20 protein-coding genes and 1 other annotated feature are annotated in these 22719 nt (G+C 46.6%); of the genes, 11 read left to right on the top strand and 9 right to left on the bottom strand.

The window, feature by feature from the left end; genetic code table 11:
• The first annotated feature begins 59 nt into the window (after positions 1-59).
• Positions 60-1163: a Xaa-Pro peptidase family protein gene (locus N7U64_RS00495; protein ID WP_318927853.1), complete on the top strand. Its 1104-nt coding sequence runs from the start codon at positions 60-62 to the stop codon at positions 1161-1163.
• A gap of 59 nt (positions 1164-1222) precedes the next feature.
• Here N7U64_RS00495 and N7U64_RS00490 read toward each other — a convergent pair whose 3' ends face one another.
• Positions 1223-1948: an SDR family oxidoreductase gene (locus N7U64_RS00490; RefSeq protein ID WP_318927851.1), complete on the bottom strand. Its 726-nt coding sequence runs from the start codon at positions 1946-1948 to the stop codon at positions 1223-1225.
• A gap of 152 nt (positions 1949-2100) precedes the next feature.
• Between N7U64_RS00490 and N7U64_RS00485 the strand changes: the two genes are divergently transcribed.
• Positions 2101-2538, top strand: coding sequence for a universal stress protein (locus N7U64_RS00485; protein ID WP_026827730.1), 438 nt, complete (start codon positions 2101-2103; stop codon positions 2536-2538).
• Positions 2539-2633: 95 nt separating this feature from the next.
• Here N7U64_RS00485 and N7U64_RS00480 read toward each other — a convergent pair whose 3' ends face one another.
• From N7U64_RS00480 to tpx, 4 genes are all read right to left on the bottom strand, one after another.
• A complete protein-coding gene (locus tag N7U64_RS00480) occupies positions 2634-3239 on the bottom strand; it encodes a 3D domain-containing protein (protein ID WP_233494505.1) in 606 nt (201 codons plus the stop codon).
• Between the two features lie 329 nt (positions 3240-3568).
• Entirely contained in the window at positions 3569-4780 is a 1212-nt protein-coding gene (locus N7U64_RS00475; protein WP_012371095.1) for an acetate kinase, read from the bottom strand.
• Positions 4781-4900: 120 nt separating this feature from the next.
• Complete coding sequence (locus tag N7U64_RS00470; RefSeq protein ID WP_012371096.1) at positions 4901-5809, bottom strand: class I SAM-dependent methyltransferase; 909 nt, start codon at positions 5807-5809, stop codon at positions 4901-4903.
• A gap of 104 nt (positions 5810-5913) precedes the next feature.
• Positions 5914-6420, bottom strand: coding sequence for a thiol peroxidase (gene tpx, locus N7U64_RS00465; RefSeq protein ID WP_318928800.1), 507 nt, complete (start codon positions 6418-6420; stop codon positions 5914-5916).
• Positions 6421-6584: 164 nt separating this feature from the next.
• On the opposite strand from tpx, the gene N7U64_RS00460 reads away from it, so the two are divergent.
• The gene (locus N7U64_RS00460) at positions 6585-7400 is read left to right on the top strand and encodes an NAD kinase (RefSeq protein WP_012371098.1); all 816 of its coding nucleotides are present in this window, start codon (positions 6585-6587) and stop codon (positions 7398-7400) included.
• A 34-nt stretch (positions 7401-7434) separates the two neighbouring features.
• Here the strand turns inward: N7U64_RS00460 and N7U64_RS00455 are convergent, their stop codons facing one another.
• Positions 7435-8994, bottom strand: a complete 1560-nt coding sequence (locus N7U64_RS00455) for an amidohydrolase (protein ID WP_318927845.1) — start codon at positions 8992-8994, stop codon at positions 7435-7437.
• A gap of 66 nt (positions 8995-9060) precedes the next feature.
• Positions 9061-10767 (bottom strand): septation ring formation regulator EzrA, encoded by a 1707-nt coding sequence (gene ezrA, locus N7U64_RS00450; RefSeq protein WP_318927843.1) that lies wholly within the window; start codon positions 10765-10767, stop codon positions 9061-9063.
• A 220-nt stretch (positions 10768-10987) separates the two neighbouring features.
• Here ezrA and N7U64_RS00445 point away from each other — a divergent pair, with 220 nt between their 5' ends.
• The 3 genes from N7U64_RS00445 (at position 10988) to N7U64_RS00435 (ending at position 12944) form a co-directional block, all read left to right on the top strand.
• Positions 10988-11473: a GAF domain-containing protein gene (locus tag N7U64_RS00445; protein WP_012371101.1), complete on the top strand. Its 486-nt coding sequence runs from the start codon at positions 10988-10990 to the stop codon at positions 11471-11473.
• Between the two features lie 225 nt (positions 11474-11698).
• Complete coding sequence (gene rpsD, locus N7U64_RS00440; RefSeq protein WP_012371102.1) at positions 11699-12298, top strand: 30S ribosomal protein S4; 600 nt, start codon at positions 11699-11701, stop codon at positions 12296-12298.
• Positions 12299-12416: 118 nt separating this feature from the next.
• On the top strand, positions 12417-12944 hold the full coding sequence (locus tag N7U64_RS00435) for a biotin transporter BioY (protein WP_214767134.1): 528 nt from the start codon (positions 12417-12419) through the stop codon (positions 12942-12944).
• Positions 12945-12993: 49 nt separating this feature from the next.
• Here the strand turns inward: N7U64_RS00435 and tyrS are convergent, their stop codons facing one another.
• On the bottom strand, positions 12994-14241 hold the full coding sequence (tyrS, locus tag N7U64_RS00430) for a tyrosine--tRNA ligase (RefSeq protein WP_012371104.1): 1248 nt from the start codon (positions 14239-14241) through the stop codon (positions 12994-12996).
• Positions 14242-14291: 50 nt separating this feature from the next.
• Positions 14292-14493 (bottom strand) — a binding site (T-box leader).
• 150 nt (positions 14494-14643) lie between these two features.
• On the opposite strand from tyrS, the gene N7U64_RS00425 reads away from it, so the two are divergent.
• Positions 14644-17298, top strand: coding sequence for a transglycosylase domain-containing protein (locus N7U64_RS00425; RefSeq protein WP_318927836.1), 2655 nt, complete (start codon positions 14644-14646; stop codon positions 17296-17298).
• 132 nt (positions 17299-17430) lie between these two features.
• On the opposite strand, the gene acsA is transcribed toward N7U64_RS00425, so the two are convergent.
• Entirely contained in the window at positions 17431-19134 is a 1704-nt protein-coding gene (acsA, locus tag N7U64_RS00420; RefSeq protein ID WP_318927835.1) for an acetate--CoA ligase, read from the bottom strand.
• 146 nt (positions 19135-19280) lie between these two features.
• Here acsA and N7U64_RS00415 point away from each other — a divergent pair, with 146 nt between their 5' ends.
• The 4 genes from N7U64_RS00415 to N7U64_RS00400 all read left to right on the top strand — a co-directional run bounded on the left by N7U64_RS00415 (position 19281) and on the right by N7U64_RS00400 (position 22615).
• On the top strand, positions 19281-19913 hold the full coding sequence (locus N7U64_RS00415) for a GNAT family N-acetyltransferase (protein ID WP_318927834.1): 633 nt from the start codon (positions 19281-19283) through the stop codon (positions 19911-19913).
• An 11-nt stretch (positions 19914-19924) separates the two neighbouring features.
• Complete coding sequence (locus N7U64_RS00410; protein WP_012371108.1) at positions 19925-20557, top strand: acetoin utilization AcuB family protein; 633 nt, start codon at positions 19925-19927, stop codon at positions 20555-20557.
• Positions 20554-21747 carry an acetoin utilization protein AcuC gene (locus tag N7U64_RS00405; RefSeq protein WP_318927832.1) on the top strand — a complete coding sequence of 398 codons (1194 nt, stop codon included), beginning with the start codon at positions 20554-20556 and terminating at the stop codon, positions 21745-21747. Before N7U64_RS00410 ends, N7U64_RS00405 begins: the two co-directional genes overlap by 4 nt.
• A 106-nt stretch (positions 21748-21853) precedes the next feature.
• On the top strand, positions 21854-22615 hold the full coding sequence (locus N7U64_RS00400; protein WP_318927830.1) for a FixH family protein: 762 nt from the start codon (positions 21854-21856) through the stop codon (positions 22613-22615).
• The last annotated feature ends 104 nt before the right edge of the window (positions 22616-22719 follow it).

Raw genomic sequence — 22719 nt, 5'->3', positions numbered from 1 at the left:
TTTTCCATTTCCAACGATGGTATACTGAATCATGAAACGAACAGAGAGGTGGAAACGATATGTTAGAACGGACAAACCAGATTAGTCGTGTATTACAAGAATCAGGAATTGACGTTGCCTTAATTACGTCAAAAGCGAGTGTCTTTTATTTTTCAGGTGTCTATGCGGAACCCCATGAACGCGTAATGGCCGTCATCGTTGATGCAAACGGGAAACGCGCTCTTTTCTGCCCTGCGCTCGAAGCAAACATTGTTGCCGCAAGTCCATGGGACGGTGAAGTCATTACGTATGCAGACCATGAACATCCCTTTGATAAAATCAGCGAAGCCCTGAAGACATTTTCGATTTCCAATAACCGAATCGGGATCGAGGGTGAACATATGACGTTCAGCCGGTTCAGAGAGTTGGAAGCCCGCCAGGAAAATGCGGCCATCCTTGATATTGGTCAACCTGTACAAGCATTACGCCTTAAAAAAGATGCTCAAGAAATTGAAATTCTCCGCGAAGCGGCCGCACTCGCGGACGAAGCAATCGAAATCGGCAAACAGGCGATTCGTCCAGGTGTCTCGGAAATGGAAGTCATTTCAACAATCGAGTTCGAAATGAAAAAGAAAGGTGTCCGCGAGATGTCGTTCGACACACTCGTTCTATTCGGAGCGAACAGCGCTGATCCGCACGGCGTCCCAGGTGACCGTGTCATTCAAGAAGGCGATTTCGTCCTGTTCGACCTCGGTGTCGTATGGAAAGGATATTGTTCAGACATCACCCGGACTTTTGTTTACGGAGAGGCCAGTGAAGAACAACAAACCATCTATCAAACCGTTCTCCAGGCACTTGAAGCTGCAACAGAAGCCAGCCAGGTCGGCGTGACCCTCGGCACATTGGATCAAGCAGCCCGGAACGTGATTGATCAAGCCGGTTACGGAGACTACTTCACGCATCGTGTCGGACACGGTCTCGGCATCGACGTCCACGAATTCCCGTCACTCGCATCAAACAACTTGCTGTCAGCAGAAGCCGGCATCGTCTATACACTCGAACCGGGCATCTATGTTCCAAACGTCGGCGGAGTACGAATCGAAGACGATATTCATCTGACAGAAAACGGTCCTGAAGCTTTGACACATTATCCGAAACATCTTCAGTCCATCCCGTCCCACTAAAAAAAGAGATCAATTCCGGAATCAGTCGGAATTGATCTCTTTTTTTGCCTTCCTCTTCTTCAAGGACGTGATTGATGGACGACATTGACGCCGCCGGTCACATCTAAAACTGCGCCTGTAATCAGACCGGACTCTTCCGCCAGTAAAAACGAAATGGCTCGGGCGATATCTTCTCCGACACCCGTTCGTCCGATAGGTGTCTGATCATCCGCTGCCGCTTCTTCAATCCGTTTCGATTTATTGTCCCCTACAATATTGCCGGGATTGACCATATTTACTGTGATGCCGTGTTCGGCCTCTTCAAGGGCAACACTTTTCGTCAGACTGACCATACCGCTTTTCGCAGCGGCGAAGGCAGCCCGTTCCACCCACCCGGGTGCAGAAGCGCTCTCCGGAAAACCGTATGTAACGATACGTCCGTATTGTTGGTCGCGCATGATTGGAAGGATTTTTCTTAACAACCAAAAACTGGCTGTCAGGTTACCGGTTACTACTTCATTCCATTCTTCATCCGAATAGTCGACGAGCGATTTCCGTTCGAAGATATACGGCCCCGCATTTAAAATCAACGCGTCAATCCGACCGTGGACAGCCATCGTCTGTTCGACCGCATCCATCAACTGATCTTGACTTGTCACGTCTGCTTGAATCAAATGGAGCCGTTCATGGGAAAATGTCGGTTCCGAGCGATGTAGTGCCGTAACGTGCCAACCTTCTTCAAGCAAACGGCGGGTCACCATCTCACCTAATCCTTTTGTTCCTGCTGTAATTAATGCGTGCCTCATCTTGGCATCGCCTCCTTTCATCTCTTTCCATCTTACGGGTTCCGCTGTCGAAGAACAATTTTAAAATCTCCTTAAATGTTCCTCACCTTCTATTTAAGGGAATGGTATAATAAGGGTGTAAAATCAGACGAACACGAAGGGATGGATACATGATGGCAATCGTATATCACAACATTTTAGTAGCAGTCGACGGATCAAAAGAGGCAGAACGTGCTTTTGAAACGGCGATTGACGTCTCACTTCGAAACAATGCCAAACTCGTCATTGCTCACGTCATTGATACACGGACTTTCGCGACTGTCGAAGCGTATGATCGGACGATCACCGAACGCGCCGAATCCTATGCGAAAGAACTGCTCGATGATTACGTCAAGACGGCTCAAGAACGTGGTGTCAAGGATGTTGAAGTTGCTATTGAATACGGTTCTCCTAAAGTAACCATCGCCAAAAAGCTTGCACCGAATCATAACGTGGATTTGATCATCTGTGGTGCAACCGGTTTAAATGCTGTCGAACGTTTCTTCATCGGTAGTGTCTCTGAAAGTATTACCCGTTATGCGAAATGCGATGTCTTAATCGTCCGCCTTTAATTGAACTTATTTTCAGCACTCCCTCTAAAAAAAGAGGGGGTGCTTTTTTAAGACAAAAAAATCAATCGCACCGATGTACGATTGATTGAAAAAACTTATTTGTATTTAACAGTGACGTTACGACGACCCCAGTTAAAGGCTTCGGCACGTGAGTAGTACAGAATATCCATCTTCTTGCCTTTGATGGCACCGCCTGTATCTGCTGCTGTATACGTCCCTTTTAATTTCCCTTTGTAATACACTTTTACTGTTGAGCGAAGCGGGATCACACGTGGATCAACTGCTACGACTTTCTTTTTCGAACTCTTGATGTTCCAACCGATAGCTGTTAAGTTACCGCTGCCTGGATCATATGGTGTATAAGCTGTCGCACTGACGTTTGTGATTGTTTTCCATCCGCCTGTTGATTGTTTCTTCGAACCGCTTGATGTAACGACTTTAGAATAACGGGCACTGAGGTAAGCTGTTTTTCCTTTATAGCTGACTTTATACCAGTTTCCTGTTTTTGCTTTGTACGGCAATGTTTGATTCTTATATAGAAGACCGAGTTTCTTGGACGCTGTTGTGGCTTTCTGGCGAACAATCAGACTATCGACCGACGACTTGACATTTTTTTTAGTTGCAGCTTCCGCTTGAAGACCTGCAAACGAACTGAGTGCTAACAAGACTGCTAAAACACTAGCGATTATTCGTTTCATCATCATGTAATCTCTCCTCCATAATTGTTCCTGTTTTGTAACTTACATTAATATACATGACAAAATGGAGCAGTGCCGTTACATATAGACCACAAAAAGATGACGCGATTGTTACTTTTATGTTACAAAAGACTCATTTTTAACGGTTCCAAACCATTTTTACGACAATAACCGGTTCAACTTTCGTTTTCACGTTTTTTATATGACAACTGTTGTAACAAACGTTTTTAACAACAGGGGCAAGCCTTCTGTTTTTAGTCTGTTCAGATGATTTTTTTCAAACAAAAAACGCCTGAACACAACTTTCGTTGTCATCCAGACGTTTGATTTACTTATGCGTTTTGTTCAACCAATCCACCTACACGAACTGTATCGCGGGCAATCATCAATTCTTCATTCGTTGGAATGATAATGACTTTGACCGGTGAATGCGGATAGTTGATGAATAATTCTTCGCCGCGTGCACCGTTGTTGAGTGATGGATCCCAGTAAACGCCCATGAACTCAAGACCGCGTAAGACGCGCTCGCGGATCGAATCCGAGTTTTCACCGACACCTGCTGTAAAGATGATCGCATCGACTCCGTTCATCTCGGCTGCATATTGTCCGATGTAGCCGTGGATCCGGTTCGCAAAGATGCGAAGCGCCATTTCTGAACGGTGATTTCCTTCTTTTGCAGCTGTTTGGACATCACGCAAATCGCTTGAAAGACCAGACAGACCGTAAATACCAGATTCTTTATTCATGACGTTCAAGACGTCTTCTGCTGTTTTCCCTGTCTTCTCCATTAAGAACGGAATCAGAGCCGGGTCAAGTGAACCAGACCGCGTACCCATTGTAATTCCTTCAAGTGGTGTGAAGCCCATCGTTGTGTCAATCGATTCACCGCCGGCAACGGCTGCGATTGACGCTCCGCTTCCGAGGTGACATGAGATCAGACGCAAGTCTTGTAACGGACGGCCGAGCAGTTCAGAGGCACGTTCTGTGACGTACTTATGGCTTGTTCCGTGGAAACCGTATTTGCGGATGCCGTACTCTGTATAGTACTCATACGGCAGACTGTAAAGGAAGTTTTCTTCCGGCATTGTTTGGTGGAACGCTGTATCGAAGACTGCGACTTGCGGTACGTTTGGCAAGATCGCTTGGAATGCGCGAATCCCGATCAAGTTTGGTGGAATGTGCAACGGACCGAGCTCCGTGTACGATTCGATATCTTGCATGACGTCTTCTGTAATGATGACAGAGTCCGCGTATTTTTCCTTCCCGTGTAAGACACGGTGTCCGACACCTTTAATCTCATCATATGATGAGATGATGCCGAATTCCATCAGCTTCTCAAGTGACAATTCAACTGCTTCTTTATGTGTTGCAAGTGGAAGAACGTCTGTGAATTTCTGTCCTTCTCCGTATTTAATCGTAAAGATGGCATCGTCTTTTCCGACGCGCTCTACTAAACCGACTGCAATCATCGTTTCGTTCGGCATCTCAAGTAACTGGAACTTCAGTGACGAACTACCGGCGTTTACTGCCATAATCTTTGCCATGATTTATTTCCCCTTTTCCATTCAAATCGATCGACATTCACATCTGTATGAGTCTTGCTCTTTTTCTGTTCTACACTAGAATAGTCAAATTAACGACAGATTTCAATCACTTTGCGCATTTCATTTTAATTCTGTGTTAATCCATTCATCAATCTGTTTCACCATTCCGCCAAACGCACGGGCATCCGTAAACGACGGTAACTCGGCCAGTAATGCTTGTTTCGGCATCGTCATACCCGCCAAGTGGTTCCGGACTATCAGATAACTTTTAGCCGCTTGCTCCTGTTTAAACATCGTCAATGGTAATTGGAGGATTCCGACGACATGTGCTTTCGTTTCGAAATACTGCTTCAGTTTACCTTCTGTATCATGTTGAAAAAGTCCATTCGGAATGACGAACACACCAAACCCGCCCGGCTTGACATAATTCATCGCTTGTTCAATCAACAGGAAGTGACTGTAACTCATGCCTTCGTCCCGTTTTAAAACATACGTTTCTGAAACTTCCTCATCCGGATAGTAGCCAATCGGCAAGTCTGCCATCGCCAAATCGACCGGATCAAGCAGGAGCGGACGTAATGCATCCTGATGCGTATAGTTGACCGGATAATCCATTAATTCCGAAACCGATGCCGATAATCGAATCAATGTTTCATCCACCTCGACGGCTTCGGCAACCGTATCTTTTGGAAGTTGACTGAGGACAGCATGCAACATGCCGCCGGTTCCGCTTCCGAGATCAAGTAGACGGACATCCTCCTTCTTGATTAATTTCCCGATTAAATAACCCGCAAACAATGCAACGCTGTCCGGTGTCGGCAAATGATTCGGTTGCGCTTGTTTCATTCCTTCAAGAATTGCGAGGGAAACCGCTTTGCGGACTGTTTCCGGTTCCACGTTTTCCGTATGCCGCTCATTTAAGCGGTCAATGACTTCCGTTAATCCTTCAAGATAAGGCATGTCCAAATCACGTTCTAACTTACGTGCTTGTTGCGTCAGTTCTTTATATAATTTTTCTAACGATTCCATATGTTTCCCACCCTTTCCAAAACGAAACGGCCCCCGCACTTCTTGGGAGCCGTTTTTTCTCATTACTTTCATTGTAGCGGTTTTACGCCGTTTGTAAACTATTCTTACTTCGTTGCTTTTGCGCCTTTAGCAGCTGCAAGTGCCGAATCGAAATCAACTTCGTTCGTTGACTCTTCTAAATATTCCGCGTAGACGACTTCATTTGACGCATCGATGACGAATACGGCACGGGCGAGCAAACGAAGTTCTTCGATTGCTACTCCGTATTGTGTACCGAATGAAAGATCGCGGTGATCGGACAGTGTGACGACATTATCGAGGCCGCTTGCTGCACACCAGCGACGTTGTGCAAACGGTAAGTCGTTTGAAATCGTCAAGACCGTCACACCTTCGATCGCCGCTGCCTCTTCGTTGAATTTACGTGTTTGGGCATCACAGACACCTGTATCGATTGACGGCACGACACTGATGATGCGGACTCCTTCATACGTATCGCGTGTCACCGGTGAAAGGTCGTTTGCTAGAACCTCAAAATCCGGTGCCTCTTGTCCGATTTCAACAGGTGTTCCGATTAATGTGATTGCGTTGCCTTTAAATGTTGCCATGTAAATTCCCCATTTCCCAATAGATTCATATGTCGTTTTCCATTCTACTATAAAAATGCTGCCACGATAACACAAGATTTCTGCCCGTGCTTTAAGCTATCAGTACCGATTTTTGTCAAAGACAGGTATAATAAAAGAGTTCATGAAACGCTTTCAAGGGGGAATTGACCATGGCTCGAAACAATGTCTACCTGTATTACCGTAATAAACAAAGACACGAGACGCAGGTACGTAAACTGATTGAAGTAGGAAATCGGTATGGATTGAACGTCGTCCAGGATCACAAACAAGCCAACATCATTGTCTCTGTCGGCGGAGACGGTGCCTTTCTTCAGGCGGCCCGCTTCACGGGATTCCGGGAAGATGCCATTTATGTCGGGTTCGGTGAAGGACAAAATTCATTTTACTGTGATTTCGACATCAACGATCTGTCTTCAGTCGAAGCGATTTTCAAAGAAACCGGCAGCCGCGCTTCAGAAGGCGAAATTGAAGTCCGCCGCTATCCGTTGCTTGAAGCTTCGATCAACGGTGGTCCAGCCATGCTGTGTCTGAACGAATGTTCCGTTAAATCGAGCATCATCAAGTCACTGGCAATCGAAGTTTACATTGACGGTTTCCTGTTTGAGACATTCCGCGGGGACGGTATGGTCATCTCGACACCTACCGGTTCAACGGCGTACAACAAATCATTGTCAGGTGCCATCGTCGATCCATTGATCCATTGTCTGCAAGTCAGTGAGATTGCGTCCGTCAACAACAACCGTTACCGGACACTCGGTTCGGCGTTCCTCTTAAACCGCGGTCGGAAATTGTCTTTACGTATCATCGAAGACGGCAACGACTATCCGATCATCGGAATGGATAATGAGGCGCTCAGCTTAAAACGGACTGATTCCGTCGATATTCAATTATCGGAAAAAGAACTGAAGACTGTTAAATTAACGAATAATACATTTTGGCATAAAATCCAACGTTCTTTCTTATAAAATAAAAAAACTGCCGATTGGCAGTTTTTTTATTTTATTTCATGACCGGTGCCGCCTCAAAGACTGTTTTACCTGCTTGAACGGTTTCGAGCAAACGGTTATGCAAGACAGCGTCCCCGCGTAACGTATAAAAATCCTGTTCGAAAATGACGAAGTCCGCGTCGTAACCCGGAAGCAACATCCCTTTTCGTCCGTGGGTCTCCGTCGCGATATGCGGATTTTTCGTAAACAATAATAACGCTTCATACATCGACAAAACTTCATTCGTTTTATTGATGTTCCCTGCTGTTCCGGTTGTCGCGGCATACAAGGCCCGCCGGACATCCGGATTCGAGATCGGCGCATCCGATCCGCCACAGAGAAGTGCTCCCGTTTCCGCCAGTGACTTCAATCGATACGCCCAATCGAGACGGTTCAGACCAAGACGTTCCTGCGCAAAATCTGCATCATCGAGCAGGAAGACCGGTTGGACGTCAATCAAGACCGGCAATTTACGAATCCGTGCCAATAATTCCGGACGGACGACCGTCGCATGAATGATCCGGTCCCGTGTTCCTTTTGGCGCTGGATATTTTTCGAGGACGGCGACAAAACGTTCGACCGCCAAATCGCCGATGACATGTGCCGCCACCGTGAAGCCGTAACTCCGGGCTCGTTTGACGAGTTGTTCCAATTGTTCCGGCGAATGGACTTCGATGCCGCGTGTCGTCGCATCATCCGAATATCCTCTGCCAAGCAGTGCCGTTCGTCCGCCAAGCGCTCCGTCAACAAAAAGTTTCATTGCGCCGGTCGACAGGGTCGATGGCAACACGGGATTCATCTGAATGAGTTGATCGATGACTAAATGATGAACAAGCAGATGGGCATGGAAGCCTGTTTCTTCCGTCACCTCCCGGTATGCCTGCAGGACTTCTTCTAAATCACCGTGATACGCTAAATCTTCCGTATGCGCAGCAATAATTCCGTGACGGTACAAGTCTTTGATTGCCGACCGCAACGAGGATTTATTCCGCTCGACCGATCCGGATTGTAAGGCGTACAGCGGTTCAATCGCTGCATCGTAAAGGAATCCGTCTGCTTCTCCTGATTCAAGTAATCCGATTTTCCCGCCTTCGACGACAGTTGAGGCTTTATACCCCAGCTGTTTGAATAACACATCATTAACGAGGACTGTATGCCGATCCGTCCGCTTTAAGAGCGCTGGTTCTGTCGGGAACAGTTGGTTTAACCATGCTTTCGTCGGTGCCCGGTCAAGCTTCGTTTCATCGTACCCTTCCGCCACATGTAACCCGTTGATTGCCTCTGCCTCAACAAATGCTTTTCCTAATTCCTCAAGTGTCGCATAGTTTGATGCATCGACCCGCCCGATCGCTTCTCCGTATCCGATTAAATGAATGTGCGCATCCGTGAAGGCCGGGTAAACAGCTTTCCCGTTCAGGTCAACGATTGACAGAATCCGTCTTCCGAACCGTCGGCGTAACTTTCCTTCTTCCCCCATTGCAATGATACGCGTTCCTTCAACGAACATCGCCGAATGAATGTCTGTTTCATGCGACATCGTTCGAATGATTCCGTTCACATACAGTTTCCCCATCTCAATCGCTCCTTTTTTTACAAAAACAGGGTGACCTGGACGGCCACCCTGAATTGTCAGTGATGATTATGCATGCATCGTTTCCGGTTGACCGCATGCTTTTCGAATACGTTCAATCGAATTAGGATCAAACTGTTGTAACACTTGTTCCCCTAATGCAATCGTCCGTTCATAGTCTCCTGCAAGGAACTTCGTCTCAGCAATCGTCAACGACATATGTATCTCGTTATCTTGTCGACGGAATCGATTGGCGTATTGGACGAGTCGCTCTGCATACGTGACTTCGAATACTACTTTATCTATCCGTTCTTGCAATGTTTTAAACGTTCCGTTGACATCTTCACTTTGCGAAACGATGTAATGGACGTTAAACGGTAACTCTTCCAACCGCATCTCAAGTGTCTGCAGTGAACGGCTTGATGCCTGCAAAGCCTCTTCGACGTCTGCCGGAATTTTCGGGAGACCGAGTCGTTTTAAGCGTAATCGGATGGTCGATAACAGTTGACGCCACTCGGCAACACGTTGACGGACTTCCGTTTCTTCCTTCCGTAATGCCTGCAGTTCAACAGCGAACCGTTCATATTGAAGTATCAGCTGTTCTTCCAAACGGACCGCATCCCGCATTTGATCTTCAAGCATGCTGAAAGGAATGATCCGGCTCGCAATCGATTCATCTAAATCTTTTGCTGCTCCGAACAACATTTCTTCATCGCGCTGAATCGATTCGTAATGTTCCCCTAAATCTGCTGAAATCTCGTAATTCTCACGGAGCATGCTGAATTCCTGTGCCAGTTGATGGACCTTTTCCCGCATCCGTAATGCTTTTTGTTTCAATGATTGATTTTCTTTTTTGACATGATGTCTTGCATCGACTTCCCGCCGGAATGTATCGTACATTTGATCGATATCCGAAGCGAGTTGTTGCACCTGCTCTTCAAGTCCCGCGATTTCCAGGAATTCGAGCTTTTTGACGAGGCTCAGACGTTGTTCTTCAAACCGTTTGATATCCGACTGCATTCCGAGCGGTTCAAGCGGATAACCGTCAAGCGTCATTTCTTTGTATCCGGCACTGAGCTGGTCAATCCGTTGACGTAATTCATGCGCAAGTGTCTTCCATTGTTGCGGAATCACTTCGACGAGTTGGCGTGTTTCTTCTACTTTTGCTTCCAGTAACAGACTGGTCTCATAAGCTTTCGTCACTTCGCCCGCCTCTTCAAAGGCAACCATCTCGACGCGTAACCGGTCGATTTGTTCCGCCTGCTCTTCTAGATTAGGTAATGCAGGTCCGAATGACGTCGCCTGCAACAACAGCGACTTACGAACTTGGCTCGAATTTGTTTCGCCTTGCGCCTTGAGTTCCGCCAAGACCGACTGATTCGTTTTGAATGTTGACATCTCTGCCAGCATTTCATCAATTAATCCTTCCAGTTCGGCAATTAATTGTTCTGTCACTTCCAGATCATTTTTGACCGCAACAAACCGGTAACGATCCAATCCTTCTTCCGCTCGATATAATGTCTCGTCGATTTGTGCGACGTGGACTGTCACGAGTTCCTCCCATGCTTGATGCCAGGAAGTGAATTTCGTCTCCGTCTCACCCGCCATCGGGAGTTCCTTCAGTTCTTGCAACTCCTTCGGAATCGACGCGCTGATGATTCCTTGTTTCCGAAGATCAAGTTCATCGATTTTCGTATAATATTTTTTCCGACTGACCATGCTGAACAGCATGACGAGTAATACGATGACGATGACGCCAATCACCCATGCCCACATTTGCTACGACCTCCACCCTATCAAGCGACTTTATATTTTGAGAAATTCGCTTTAATCTTATCCTTATAATAGTATAGCGCAACCGATTTGCATAGATTTACTCGGGCTTTTACTAATTTCTTCCGGATTTTTAAGTCGGAATTCCTGAAATCAATTGTTTGTCAGTCACGGGAAAACCCGATAAGATGAATGAAATATGATTTTTCAGGAGGAATTCTATATGTTTGAGACAACGACTTATGATGGTGACCGTACAAAACAATACGAGATGTTGAATAAACAGCTTGATGCTTTGCTGACGGGAGAAACAAACCAGATTGCCAATCTGTCAAATGCAAGTGCACTCCTCGGTCAATTTCTCGACCGAACAAACTGGGTCGGTTTTTATCTGATGGATCAAGAACAAAATGAATTGGTGCTCGGACCATTCCAAGGATTACCGGCATGTGTCCGGATTCCGCTTGGTCGTGGCGTTTGCGGTACAGCGGCACAAGATCAGACGACACAACTCGTCATGGATGTTCATGCGTTCCCGGGACACATCGCCTGTGACGCGGCCACGAATTCGGAAATCGTCGTCCCGTTGATTAAAGACGGAAAAACGATTGGTGTCCTCGATATCGACAGTCCTGAACTCAGCCGTTTCGATGAGACGGATCAAGCCGGTCTCGAAGCATTCAGCGAAATTCTTCTTCGTCATATTTGATTGACAGCACGAATCAGCAGACGTATACTTGTAAAAGTGCAGAAATGATAACGATAGCGGTCAAATCGCTTGCGTATCACATTTCATGACTCGGCTTTGCCGGAGGGGCATCGTGTAACTTTGCTATCAAGCGAGGGTGCCACATCATGAAATGGGCGTAACGTGGGTTTGATGGCGTTATTATTTTTATGCAAATAATAACGAACACTAAGGAGGAGTCTTATTATGGCTCGCTATACAGGTCCAGCTTGGAAACTTTCACGTCGTCTCGGTATCTCACTTACTGAAACAGGAAAAGAAATCGCAAAACGTCCGTACGCTCCAGGACAACACGGTAACAGCCGTCGTAAAATGTCTGAGTACGGTCTTCAACTTCAAGCGAAGCAAACGCTTCGTCACATGTACGGAGTAAACGAACGCCAATTCAACCGTATCTTCAACGATGCTGGCAAAATGCCTGGTATCCACGGTGAGAACTTCATGTTCTTACTTGAAGCACGTCTTGACAACGTCGTTTACCGTATGGGTATGGCTCGTACACGTCGTGCTGCTCGTCAGCTCGTCAACCACGGTCACATCCAAGTTGATGGCGCTCGCGTCGACATCCCGTCGTTCCGCGTGAAACCAGGTCAAACGATCTCAGTTCGCGAAAAATCGAAGAACTTTGTCGTTATCAAAGAAGCACTCGAAGTTGCACCAGCAACTAAAGACTTCGTTACTTTCGATGCTGAGAAGCTCGAAGGAACGTTCGTCCGTCTTCCAGAGCGTTCTGAATTGAACGATCAAATCCAAGAACAACTCGTCGTTGAGTACTACTCACGTTAATCAGTTGTTTCAAGCATCCACTCCGGTGGGTGCTTTTTTTATGTTTCCCTTTTGCTTTTTTTGTGTTAACCTTTATTTTATATTGGTTAACACAAAAACATAGAGGACGTGTCATCTTATGAAAACAAAAGACCTTACATTTATTGCGTTAGGTGCTGCCATCATTTCTGCGGTCAGTCTGTTGCCGCAACTTCAACTCGTCGGTCCTGTGCCGATCACACTGCAAATGCTGGCCATCATGACGGTCAGCGCCATTCTCGGCGCGAAACGCGGCGGACTGGCTGTCTTGATTTTCTTATTGCTTGCCGCTGCCGGTCTCCCATTGCTCGGTGGAAAAGGAGGACTTGCCCCGTTCGTCGGTCCGACTGTCGGTTATCTGATTGCTTTTCCGATTGCCGGTTTCTTCATCGGTCTGGTCGCTGAAAAGACCCGCCGTTTCCTACCGTTGTTCATCGGGATGATTGTGTTTGGACTTGGTCTTGTCTATGTCCTTGGTACATTCGGATTAATGCTGGTTCTCCACCTTTCCTTCATGGATGCCCTTGTCATCAACACACCGTTTATTTTGGGGGATGTCCTGAAAGCATTGCTTGCAACGACAATCGCGGTTCGACTGCTTCCGCTCCGGTTGTTCCGTGTCGCTTAAACCAAAAAAACAACGCTGACGAAATCGTCAGCGTTGTTTTTCATTCTATTTAAGCATGTTCAAGCACGAAGTATTTCTTTTTCCCGCGGCGGATAATTGTAAAATCACCGATCGCATCTTGTTTTGTGATCTCTTTTGTTAATTCTTGTTCACGATCTCCATTGATGTAAATCGCACCGTTCGTTACATCTTCACGTGCTTGACGTTTTGACGGGCTGATTTTGGCTTCAACAAGGATATCGACCAGATTGGTTGCTTCACCGAGTGTGAAACGCGGCATTCCTTTAAAGGCATCGGCAATATCTTCTGCTTTCAACGATTTGATTTCCCCGCTGAAAAGTGCTTTTGTAATGCGTTCCGATTGTTCAAGCGCCTCTGCTCCGTGAACAAGAACCGTCATCTCTTCAGCCAACCGGCGTTGCGCGACGCGTTTTTCCGGTGCCGTTTCGACTTCCTGTTGGAGTGCGTTGATTTCGTCAGGTGTCAGGAACGTAAAGTATTTTAAGAACTTGATGACATCGAGATCGTCGACGTTGAACCAGAACTGGTAAAATTCGTACGGCGTCGTTTTATCGGCATCGAGCCAGACTGCTCCGCCGGCTGTTTTCCCGAACTTTTGTCCATCCGATTTCGTCACAAGCGGTACGGTAATCCCGAATGCCTTTTGATCGTGACCGACACGGCGGATCAATTCCATTCCAGCTGTGATGTTCCCCCACTGGTCACTTCCTCCGACCTGCAGGCGGCATCCTTCATTTTCATACAGCTTCAGGAAATCGAATGACTGAAGCAACATGTAAGAAAACTCCGTGAATGAAATCCCATTTTGCAGACGCGAGTCAACGGAATCTTTCGCGAGCATGTAGCTGATCGGGAAATGTTTTCCGATATCACGTAAGAAATCAATGATCGTCAAATCCTTTGTCCAGTCAAGATTGTTCGCAATCGTCACCGGATTTTCACCATCAAGCGGTAAAAAGCGGGATAACTGCCCTTTAATCCGGTTAGCAAATTCTTCAACGATATCTGATGTATTCAATGAGCGTTCCGTCGAACGACCGCTTGGATCCCCGATCATCCCTGTCGCTCCGCCAACTAATCCAATCGCATGATGTCCTGCTTCCTGGAAGCGTCGTAAGACAAGAATCGGCAGTAAATGTCCGATGTGGAGCGAATCAGCTGTCGGATCGAATCCCGTGTAAAGTGTCGTCGGACTGGAAAGTAACTCCTTAATTCCTTCTTCATCCGTCATCTGGCTGATCAATCCGCGAAACTCTAAATCTTCAAGTAACGTCATCTGTCTTCCCCCTAAAATAGTCTAAAAAAAAACCGTCCCCTCGTCTGAAACGAAGGGACGGAATATTCCGTGGTACCACCCTAATTGCATGAAAATCATGCCACTTAGATTGCCGATAACGGGGCAGTCCGCTTGATTTCTCAAGAAGCTCCTGGAAGCGTAATTCATGAAGCGCTATGTCCTAGTTCGCAGCACCACTAGGTCTCTGATACAGGGAGCGGTTCATTACTTTTTTCCAATCACAGCTGATTTTACTATACATTTGATGAAGCTGTTTCCATGATACGTTGAAGCAGAATCCACTGTCAAGCCATTTTCTAATACTTCAGTTATGGTATAATACGTCTATCTGTGATTTAATGTTAATTTACACCCAAGTTTAAGATGTAAAGGAGATCATTTATGCGCGAGAACTGGTTCAAGTTTTGGAATCATCCCCGGACGAAAGCCGTTCGGCACTGGTCAAATATCACATATGATGTGTCTTGGAATATCATTTTATTCCTCATTATAGGGGTCCTGTTGGTCGGAAGTTTTTCTGTCGGAGCAGCTGGCGGCTATTTCGCTTCGCTCGTCAAAGATACAAAAGCTCCGAAACTAACAGAAATGAAACAACAAGTAAACAGTTACGCCGTTACGAGTGAGATCTACTGGGGAAGTGGCGAAAAGCTGACGAACATCGCCACAGACGAAGAACGTCAACCTGTCAATATCAAAGAAATTTCTCCTTATCTGCTCGATGCTGTTTTATCAACGGAAGATGTTGATTTCTATGAGCATGATGGAGTCGTTCCAAAAGCCACTTTACGTGCCGTCTTACAGGAATTGACGAACTCGTCTTCTCGGACGGGCGGAAGTACGTTAACACAACAATTGATTAAAAACCAAATTTTGACGAATGAAGTATCTTTTGAAAGAAAAGCGAAAGAAATCATTTTGGCACTTCGTCTCGAAAATGCAATGACTAAAGATGAAATTCTTCAAGCATATCTGAACGTCGTTTCATTCGGACGGAATTCACTCGGGCGAAATATCGCCGGAATCGAAGCTGCGTCACGCGGTGTATTCAATAAACCCGCTAAAAAACTGACATTACCGCAAGCAGCATTCCTGGCCGGTATTCCAAAAAAACCTTACTACTATACGCCTTACCTTCAAGGTGGGGTCGTCAAAAAAGATTTGACGCCGAGTACCAATCGGATGAAAACCGTCTTGAAGCGGATGTATGTCGCAAAAAGTATTACAAAAGCCCAATATGAAAAAGCTGTAAAATACGATATTACAAAGGACTTTGCCAAAACCTCAAAACGTTCCCGCGATACGTATCCTTACGTCTATGATTTAGCCGAAAAAGAAGCGCTTAAAATCATGACCAGCTATTTCATGAAACAGGACGGGATTAAAGAGGATGAAGTCAAACCTTCTGAACTGGCCGAAGTCAAAGCCAACTACCGGGATCAGGCGATGATTGCCATGAAACAAGGTGGATATAAAATTCATTTGACGCTCGATAAAAAGATTCACGAAGCGATGCAGGCACCGGCTAAAAATGCGGCCAACTTCCCAAGTGCGCCGCAATACAAACAAGTCGTTAATCCAAAAACGAAAAAGACCGTCACGAAAAAAGATCCGGAAGAGACCGCTGCGGTCATGGTTCAAAATGAAACCGGCCGGATACTGGGATTTGTAGGTGGACGTTACACGGATGGGACAGCGGATGACTTCAACCGCGCATTCCAGGCAAAACGCCAGATCGGTTCTACCGCTAAACCGATTCTTGTTTATTCAAACGGAATCGAAAACGGATTGATCACACCGGCATCCACCATTAATGACGAAGAATATTATTACCAGACCGTCCCGCGTCAACCCGGTGATAACCCGATCAACAACGAAGGCGGACGTTACCGCGGAAACGTCACTGTCCGGGAAGCACTGGAACTCTCGCTTAACGTTCCTGCCGTTAAAACGTATGAAAAGATGAACATGTCGAACTCGATTCAAAAGTTAGTGGATATGGGAATTGAAATTCCCGATAACATCCGCTATGCACCATCTGCCGCGTTAGGAACGATGGAAATCACACCGGTCGAACTGGCCGGCGCCTATGCGACACTTGCCAACTACGGACAATACGTCAAACCGTATGTCATCTCGAAGATTACGAAAGACGGCAAAAACATCTATAAAGCAAAATCAAAGAAAAAACGGATTTACCAGGATCGGACGGCTTATTTAACGCTTGATATGATGCGAGGTGTCTTTGATAAAGGAACGGCGCAATATGCCAATTCATTACTCAAGGCACCTGGTGATTGGGCAGGTAAAACCGGGACGACGAATGAAATCAAAGACTCATATCTTGTCGGTTCAACACCTGGTGTCACGCTTGCCGTCTGGACTGGACATGACCAAAACAACTCCTTGATGGGTGCGACGACGTACTATCAACGGACACAAAATCTTTGGGCTCAAATGGCGAATCTGACATATAACGCAAACAGCAGTTACTTCAAGTCAGGTGCCCGATTCAATCAGCCAGCCTCTGTCAGTGCAGACGACTTCAAAAATACCGGTCGTTTCAAAGAGGAAGATCAAAAGAAAAAAGAAGCGGAAGCGAAGAAAAAAGCGGAAGCAGAAAAGAAAAAACAAGCGGAACAAGATAAAAAGAAAGCAGATGAAGCAAAAGCCAAAGCCGACGCTGATGCGAAACAGAAAGCGGACGACTCAAAAGCCAAAGCCGATGCTGACGCCAAACGTAAAGCAGACGAAGCAAAAGCCAAGGCCGATGCTGACGCCAAACGTAAAGCGGACGAAGCAAAAGCCAAGGCCGATGCTGATGCCAAACGTAAAGCGGATGAAGCAAAAGCCAAGGCCGATGCTGACGCCAAACGTAAAGCGGATGAAGCAAAAGCCAAAGCTGATGCTGATGCCAAACGTAAAGCGGATGAAGCAAAAGCCAAAGCTGATGCTGATGCCAAACGTAAAGCGGATGAAGCAAAAGCCAAGGCTGATGCCAAAAAGAAAGCCGATGAGAATCGGAAAAATGCAGAGTAATCCAAGTTCCGTCACTCAAACACCGACTCTAAACAAGTCGGTGTTTTTTTAGGTTTCCTTTTAAAATTAAAAAATAAAACCACCTACTTCCGATTTTTCCGGAAATAGATGGTCTCGTTTTATGATGTTTCCTCAGTCTTCCATCGTCGACAAATCTCCCGTTTCAAGATTCAGCTCCCACGCCTTTAAAACACGACGCATGATTTTACCACTACGTGTTTTCGGTAATTTATCGCGGAAATCAATTTCACGCGGAGCAGCATGTGCGGCTAATCCTTCTTTGACAAACTTTTGAATTTCTTGTTTGAGCTCTTCTGTCGGCTCATAACCGTCTCTCAGCGAAATGAAGGCTTTAATGATTTCACCGCGAACCGGATCCGGTTTCCCGATGACACCCGCTTCTGCAACAGCCGGATGCTCGACTAAGCGGCTTTCCACTTCGAATGGTCCAACACGTTCTCCGGCAGTCATGATGACATCATCGACACGACCCTGGAACCAGAAGTATCCTTCATCGTCCATATAGGCCGAGTCCCCTGATACATACCACCCTTTAAAGAAATACGACTCGTACTTTTGCGGATTGTTCCAAATTTGGCGCATCATCGACGGCCAAGGTGTTTTTAATGCCAAATTTCCCATCCGGAACGGAGGTAACTCATTTCCCTGATCATCTACAATAGCCGCTTTTGTTCCCGGAATCGGTTTCCCCATCGATCCCGGTTTGATATCCATGGATTTGTAGTTACAGATCATCATGGCCCCTGTCTCCGTCATCCACCACGTATCATGAATCCGTTGATCAAAAGCTTCTTTCCCCCAGCGGATGACTTCCGGATTAAGAGGTTCTCCTACGGAAAGGACATGCCGTAAACTGGACAAATCATGTGTATTGGCGACTTCCGCCCCTGCTCCCATCAGCATTCGGAAAGCGGTTGGTGCGCTGTACCACACAGTTACTTTATATTTCTCGATGACACTGTACCAGAAGTCCGGGTTAAAACGACCGCCTACGACAACATTCGTCGCACCGTTTAAGAAAGGTGCAAAGATACCGTAGCTTGTCCCCGTGACCCATCCCGGATCTGCCGTACACCAGTAGACGTCGTCTTCCTGTAGATCAAGCACCCATCGTCCTGTCATCATATGTTGGATCATGGCATTTTGAACATGTAAAACGCCTTTCGGTTTACCCGTCGATCCCGATGTATAATGAAGAATCAAACCATCTTCCCGGTCCAGCCAGACAGGCTCAAACGATTCAGATGCTTGTTGGAACGCTTGTCGGAAGTCCTTGATTTTATCGTCTTCCCCTACGTCTTCATCAACTAGGAAAATCTGTTCGAGTGATGTCAGCTCATCAACAGGAACACGCGGCAATAAGGCCTTTGTCGTAATCAGCATTTTTGCTTCCGAATCCAGCAGGCGATCCCGAACTGCCTGCTCCATGAAGGCTTCAAATAACGGGCCGACAATCGCGCCGACTTTCAACGCACCGAGTAAGGCAAAATACAATTCCGGTGAACGTGGCATGAAAATGAAAATCCGATCTCCCGCTTCGATTCCTGCGTCTTTCAGGACGTTCGCCGCTTTATTCGTCAGTCTTTTCATATCGGCATACGTAAACGTCTGTTCCGTTGTCCCATCAAAATAAATCAATGCCGTCTTATTGGCACGTTCACCTTCTGCATGACGATCGATTGCTTCGTAGGCCATGTTGACTTTCCCCGTCGTCGACCACGAAAAATACTGTTCCGCTTCTTGCCAATCATATGAATCTGAACCATCATATTCGGATAACCAATGCTTCCCCGGAAGCGCTTTCAAAACTTTCATGTCTCGTTCCTCCCCTTCACTGTTCTCTACTACATTATAAGCTAGTTATCGTGTAGTTCAATCCATTTGCCGTCAATTTGTTAAAAAATCCCTCTCTTTCTTTTGCTGCTTTCGATTATAATGAACAAGAAGGTGGTGACGCTTACATGTTTGAAAAACAATTCAATCATCGTACTCTTGAAACATCGCTTGGTCCGGTGGAAATCGAAGGACCAGTCACAAGCCAGATCCTTGCTACTTACACACTCGATCCCGGGCTGACAGCTTTTCGACAACCAGCGGAGCAACACGAAGCACTCGTTGAGATCGCTGCGCTGGAAGAAGGACGCATCATCATCGCCCGACAAGGAAATGATATCATCGGCTACGTAACATTCCTGTATCCCGATCCGTATGAGACATGGAGCGAAGGGAACAATCCGTATATTTTAGAACTGGGTGCCATCGAAGTGGCAGCCCGTTTTCGGGGACAACAAATCGGTAAGAAACTCCTCGAAGTTTCGATGCTCGATCCGGCGATGGAACATTATTTGATTTTAACGACAGAATATTATTGGCACTGGGATTTAAAAGGAAGTGGTTTATCCGTTTGGGACTACCGCAAAATCATGGAAAAGATGATGAATCACGGTGGTTTGGTGTTTTTCCCGACGGACGATCCAGAAATCGCCTCGCATCCTGCCAATTGTTTAATGGCACGGATCGGTAAACATGTCGCACCTGAAGTCGTAGCGCATTTCGATGCCTTACGGCTCCGCCGTCGCTTCATGTACGATTAAGGAGGGATCGCATGTTAATCGAACAAATCATGAAGACACACTGTATCACCATCCAACCTACGAATTCAATTGCTCATGCGGCTGAGTTGATGCGCCGTCACAAAATCCGTCACTTGCCTGTGACGAACGCCCGTCAGGAACTGCTCGGGCTGATTGGTCTTCAGGAGATGCAAAGCGCAAGCAGCGTCTTTCACCCGGAAACTTTTTTGAAGGATCAGCAAAATGCTGTTTCAAGCATCATGCAACGAACACCCATCACCGCTCACCCGCTCGATTTCATCGAAGATGCGGCGGTCTTATTTTACGAACACCGTCTCTCCTGTCTTCCGATTGTGCGGGGACGAAGATTGGTCGGCTTAGTGACAGAGACGGATTTGTTGCGGACATTCGTCCAATTGACTGGTGCCCTTGAACCGAGTTCCCAAATCGAAGTCCGCGTCGAAAATACGGCAGGAACACTTGCTAAAATTGCCGGACTCCTGGCGAAAACAAACGTCAACATCCTAAACGTCCTGGTCTACCCGACAAATGATCCGTACGTCCGAATCGTCGCTTTTCGTGTCCAAACAATGAATCCAATCCGCGTCATCGAAAAATTACGAAAGGAAGGATTCGACGTCGTCGGTCCTGACATGAGCCGATGAAGGAGTTTGCTTATCTTTACAGCCCGGAAGAGGCCGCCTACCGGTTCTCCGACTCCCATCCGTTTAATCCGATTCGACTTGAATTAACCCTGTCCTTATTGGAAGCAACCGGTGCCCTCGAGAATATCGACTGCATCGTCCCCCGTCCGGCAACCGACGAGGAATTGTCGCTGATACACGATGCGGACTACATACAGGCGGTGAAACTCGCAGGACACGGCGAACTTTCTCCGATGAAGGCGCAAATGTACGGATTAGGAACCGAAGACACCCCTCTTTTTGACCGGATGCATGAAAGTGCAGCCTTGCTCGTCGGCGGAACGATTGAAGCATGCGAACTCGTCCTGTCCGGTCAATACCGGCGGACATTCCATATCGGAGGTGGACTGCATCACGGCTTTCGCGGACGGGCTTCCGGTTTTTGTATCTACAACGACACTGCCGTCGCGATGGCAGCCATGATTCAAAAATACGATTGCCGGATTTTATACGTCGATACCGATGCCCATCACGGTGATGGTGTTCAATGGGCGTTTTACAACCGGGCGGATGTCATGACATTGTCGCTTCACGAAACCGGACGTTACTTATTTCCCGGAACCGGAATGGTGACGGAGCGTGGAGCAGAAGAAGGCTACGGCTGGAGCTGGAACGTTCCCTTTGACGCTTTTACGGAAGACGCTTCTTTTTTGCAGGCCTACCGGACCGTCCTGTTTGAAGCATGTGAACTCTTTAAGCCGGATTTAATCATTACTCAAAATGGCGCCGACGCACATGCCCTTGATCCCTTGACCCATCTGTCGTTAACGATGAAGAGCTACGAACAGATTCCTCAAATCGCTGTTGAGGCTGCTGACCGGTACACAGACGGAAGGATTGTCGCTTTAGGTGGCGGCGGGTACGATTGGTACCGCGTCGTCCCTCGCGCCTGGAGTCAAGTATTTGCTGCTTTAACGAATCAACCTCCCTTCCACGGGAATCTTCCGGAAGAATGGATTCAGCGATGGCAGAAAGAGAGTCCGACGGTTCCGGTGACATGGGCCGATCCTGTTCCGCTGTATCCGATGATTCCTCGTCGTCCGGAAATCGAAGAAAAAAACTGGGAGACCGTTAAACGATTACTGTGGCCGTTCATCGATGATTCTAAAAAAGAACATTTATCATTCTCATCCCCTTATTCAAATGATTAAAAATGTCTTGTTCTTTTCACAATTACTTCGTGGGCATTTCACAAGTTCTTGTTATACTGAATAAGCTTTCATTACTTTATTTAGTAAACGAAAATTGGGGGAATCCGTGTTGAAGAAAAAAACAATAGGCTTCATGGGGATGTTTTTCGCGACAGGACTTTTGCTTGCCGGATGCGCGAATGACAAACAAGCAATGGATCACGATACAATGCAAGGCTCGAGAAAAAAACCGGTCGACGTTACAGTTGATGTACCGGCGAAGACGATGGAAAACCAAAAAGTAGTTTTCCAAGCGACAGCACTTGAAAACAAAAAGGCTGTTAATCTGGAAAACGTGGCTTTTGAAGTCTGGAAAGCCGATGAAAAAGAAGCGGTTCATCAAAAATTCAAAGCAGCCTTAAAAAAGACCGGTACTTATCAAGCCGAAGCCAAGCTTGCCGAAGGCGAATACGAAGGTCTTTATCATATCAATGATAAGAACGGACTTCATCATATGGATAAAATCTCATTCGTCGTCATGGATCACTCCCATGAAGACACAAAAAAAGACACGACTGAACAGGCACATGAGCATGCGACCGTCGAAGGACTGTCTGTTCATTACATGGGTGCTAAAACAATGAAAGCCGGGGCCAAGCTACCTGTCTCCTTTCATGTCTTCCTAAACGGCAAACCGCTCCAGGCAGATGTTCAAATCGAAGTCATCGAGCCCGGTGTCGAAAAACATACGTATCTGCCGCTCACTAAAAAATCAGATCAATACGTAGGGGAAGTTTCGTTAACACATCCAGGCAAGACCATCATCCGACTTCATGTCGAGAACGATCAATTACATCATCATCAGGATCAAACCATTTCAGTTAAGTAATAAAAAAGGGCGGCAGATTTGAAATCTGCCGCCCTTTCCCGTTTAAAAAGAATCACTCTTTTCACACGACTCCTACAGGAAAGCGGGTCTTGTGTCTCGCCTGA

It is taken from the genome of Exiguobacterium sp. K1, assembly GCF_033721435.1.
Lineage (GTDB): Bacteria > Bacillota > Bacilli > Exiguobacteriales > Exiguobacteriaceae > Exiguobacterium_A > Exiguobacterium_A artemiae.
The sequence above is the reverse complement of the archived record's forward strand: the minus strand, read 5'-3'. Positions and strand labels throughout refer to the sequence as shown.

Bases quoted from the DNA above. Each gene is read 5' to 3' on its own strand.
- N7U64_RS00495 (WP_318927853.1), top strand. From the start codon at position 60: ATGTTAGAACGGACAAACCAGATTAGTCGTGTATTACAAGAATCAGGA.
- N7U64_RS00490 (WP_318927851.1), bottom strand. From the start codon at position 1,948: ATGAGGCACGCATTAATTACAGCAGGAACAAAAGGATTAGGTGAGATG.
- N7U64_RS00485 (WP_026827730.1), top strand. From the start codon at position 2,101: ATGGCAATCGTATATCACAACATTTTAGTAGCAGTCGACGGATCAAAA.
- N7U64_RS00480 (WP_233494505.1), bottom strand. From the start codon at position 3,239: ATGATGAAACGAATAATCGCTAGTGTTTTAGCAGTCTTGTTAGCACTC.
- N7U64_RS00475 (WP_012371095.1), bottom strand. From the start codon at position 4,780: ATGGCAAAGATTATGGCAGTAAACGCCGGTAGTTCGTCACTGAAGTTC.
- N7U64_RS00470 (WP_012371096.1), bottom strand. From the start codon at position 5,809: ATGGAATCGTTAGAAAAATTATATAAAGAACTGACGCAACAAGCACGT.
- N7U64_RS00460 (WP_012371098.1), top strand. From the start codon at position 6,585: ATGGCTCGAAACAATGTCTACCTGTATTACCGTAATAAACAAAGACAC.
- N7U64_RS00455 (WP_318927845.1), bottom strand. From the start codon at position 8,994: ATGGGGAAACTGTATGTGAACGGAATCATTCGAACGATGTCGCATGAA.
- ezrA (WP_318927843.1), bottom strand. From the start codon at position 10,767: ATGTGGGCATGGGTGATTGGCGTCATCGTCATCGTATTACTCGTCATG.
- N7U64_RS00445 (WP_012371101.1), top strand. From the start codon at position 10,988: ATGTTTGAGACAACGACTTATGATGGTGACCGTACAAAACAATACGAG.
- rpsD (WP_012371102.1), top strand. From the start codon at position 11,699: ATGGCTCGCTATACAGGTCCAGCTTGGAAACTTTCACGTCGTCTCGGT.
- N7U64_RS00435 (WP_214767134.1), top strand. From the start codon at position 12,417: ATGAAAACAAAAGACCTTACATTTATTGCGTTAGGTGCTGCCATCATT.
- tyrS (WP_012371104.1), bottom strand. From the start codon at position 14,241: ATGACGTTACTTGAAGATTTAGAGTTTCGCGGATTGATCAGCCAGATG.
- N7U64_RS00425 (WP_318927836.1), top strand. From the start codon at position 14,644: ATGCGCGAGAACTGGTTCAAGTTTTGGAATCATCCCCGGACGAAAGCC.
- acsA (WP_318927835.1), bottom strand. From the start codon at position 19,134: ATGAAAGTTTTGAAAGCGCTTCCGGGGAAGCATTGGTTATCCGAATAT.
- N7U64_RS00415 (WP_318927834.1), top strand. From the start codon at position 19,281: ATGTTTGAAAAACAATTCAATCATCGTACTCTTGAAACATCGCTTGGT.
- N7U64_RS00410 (WP_012371108.1), top strand. From the start codon at position 19,925: ATGTTAATCGAACAAATCATGAAGACACACTGTATCACCATCCAACCT.
- N7U64_RS00405 (WP_318927832.1), top strand. From the start codon at position 20,554: ATGAAGGAGTTTGCTTATCTTTACAGCCCGGAAGAGGCCGCCTACCGG.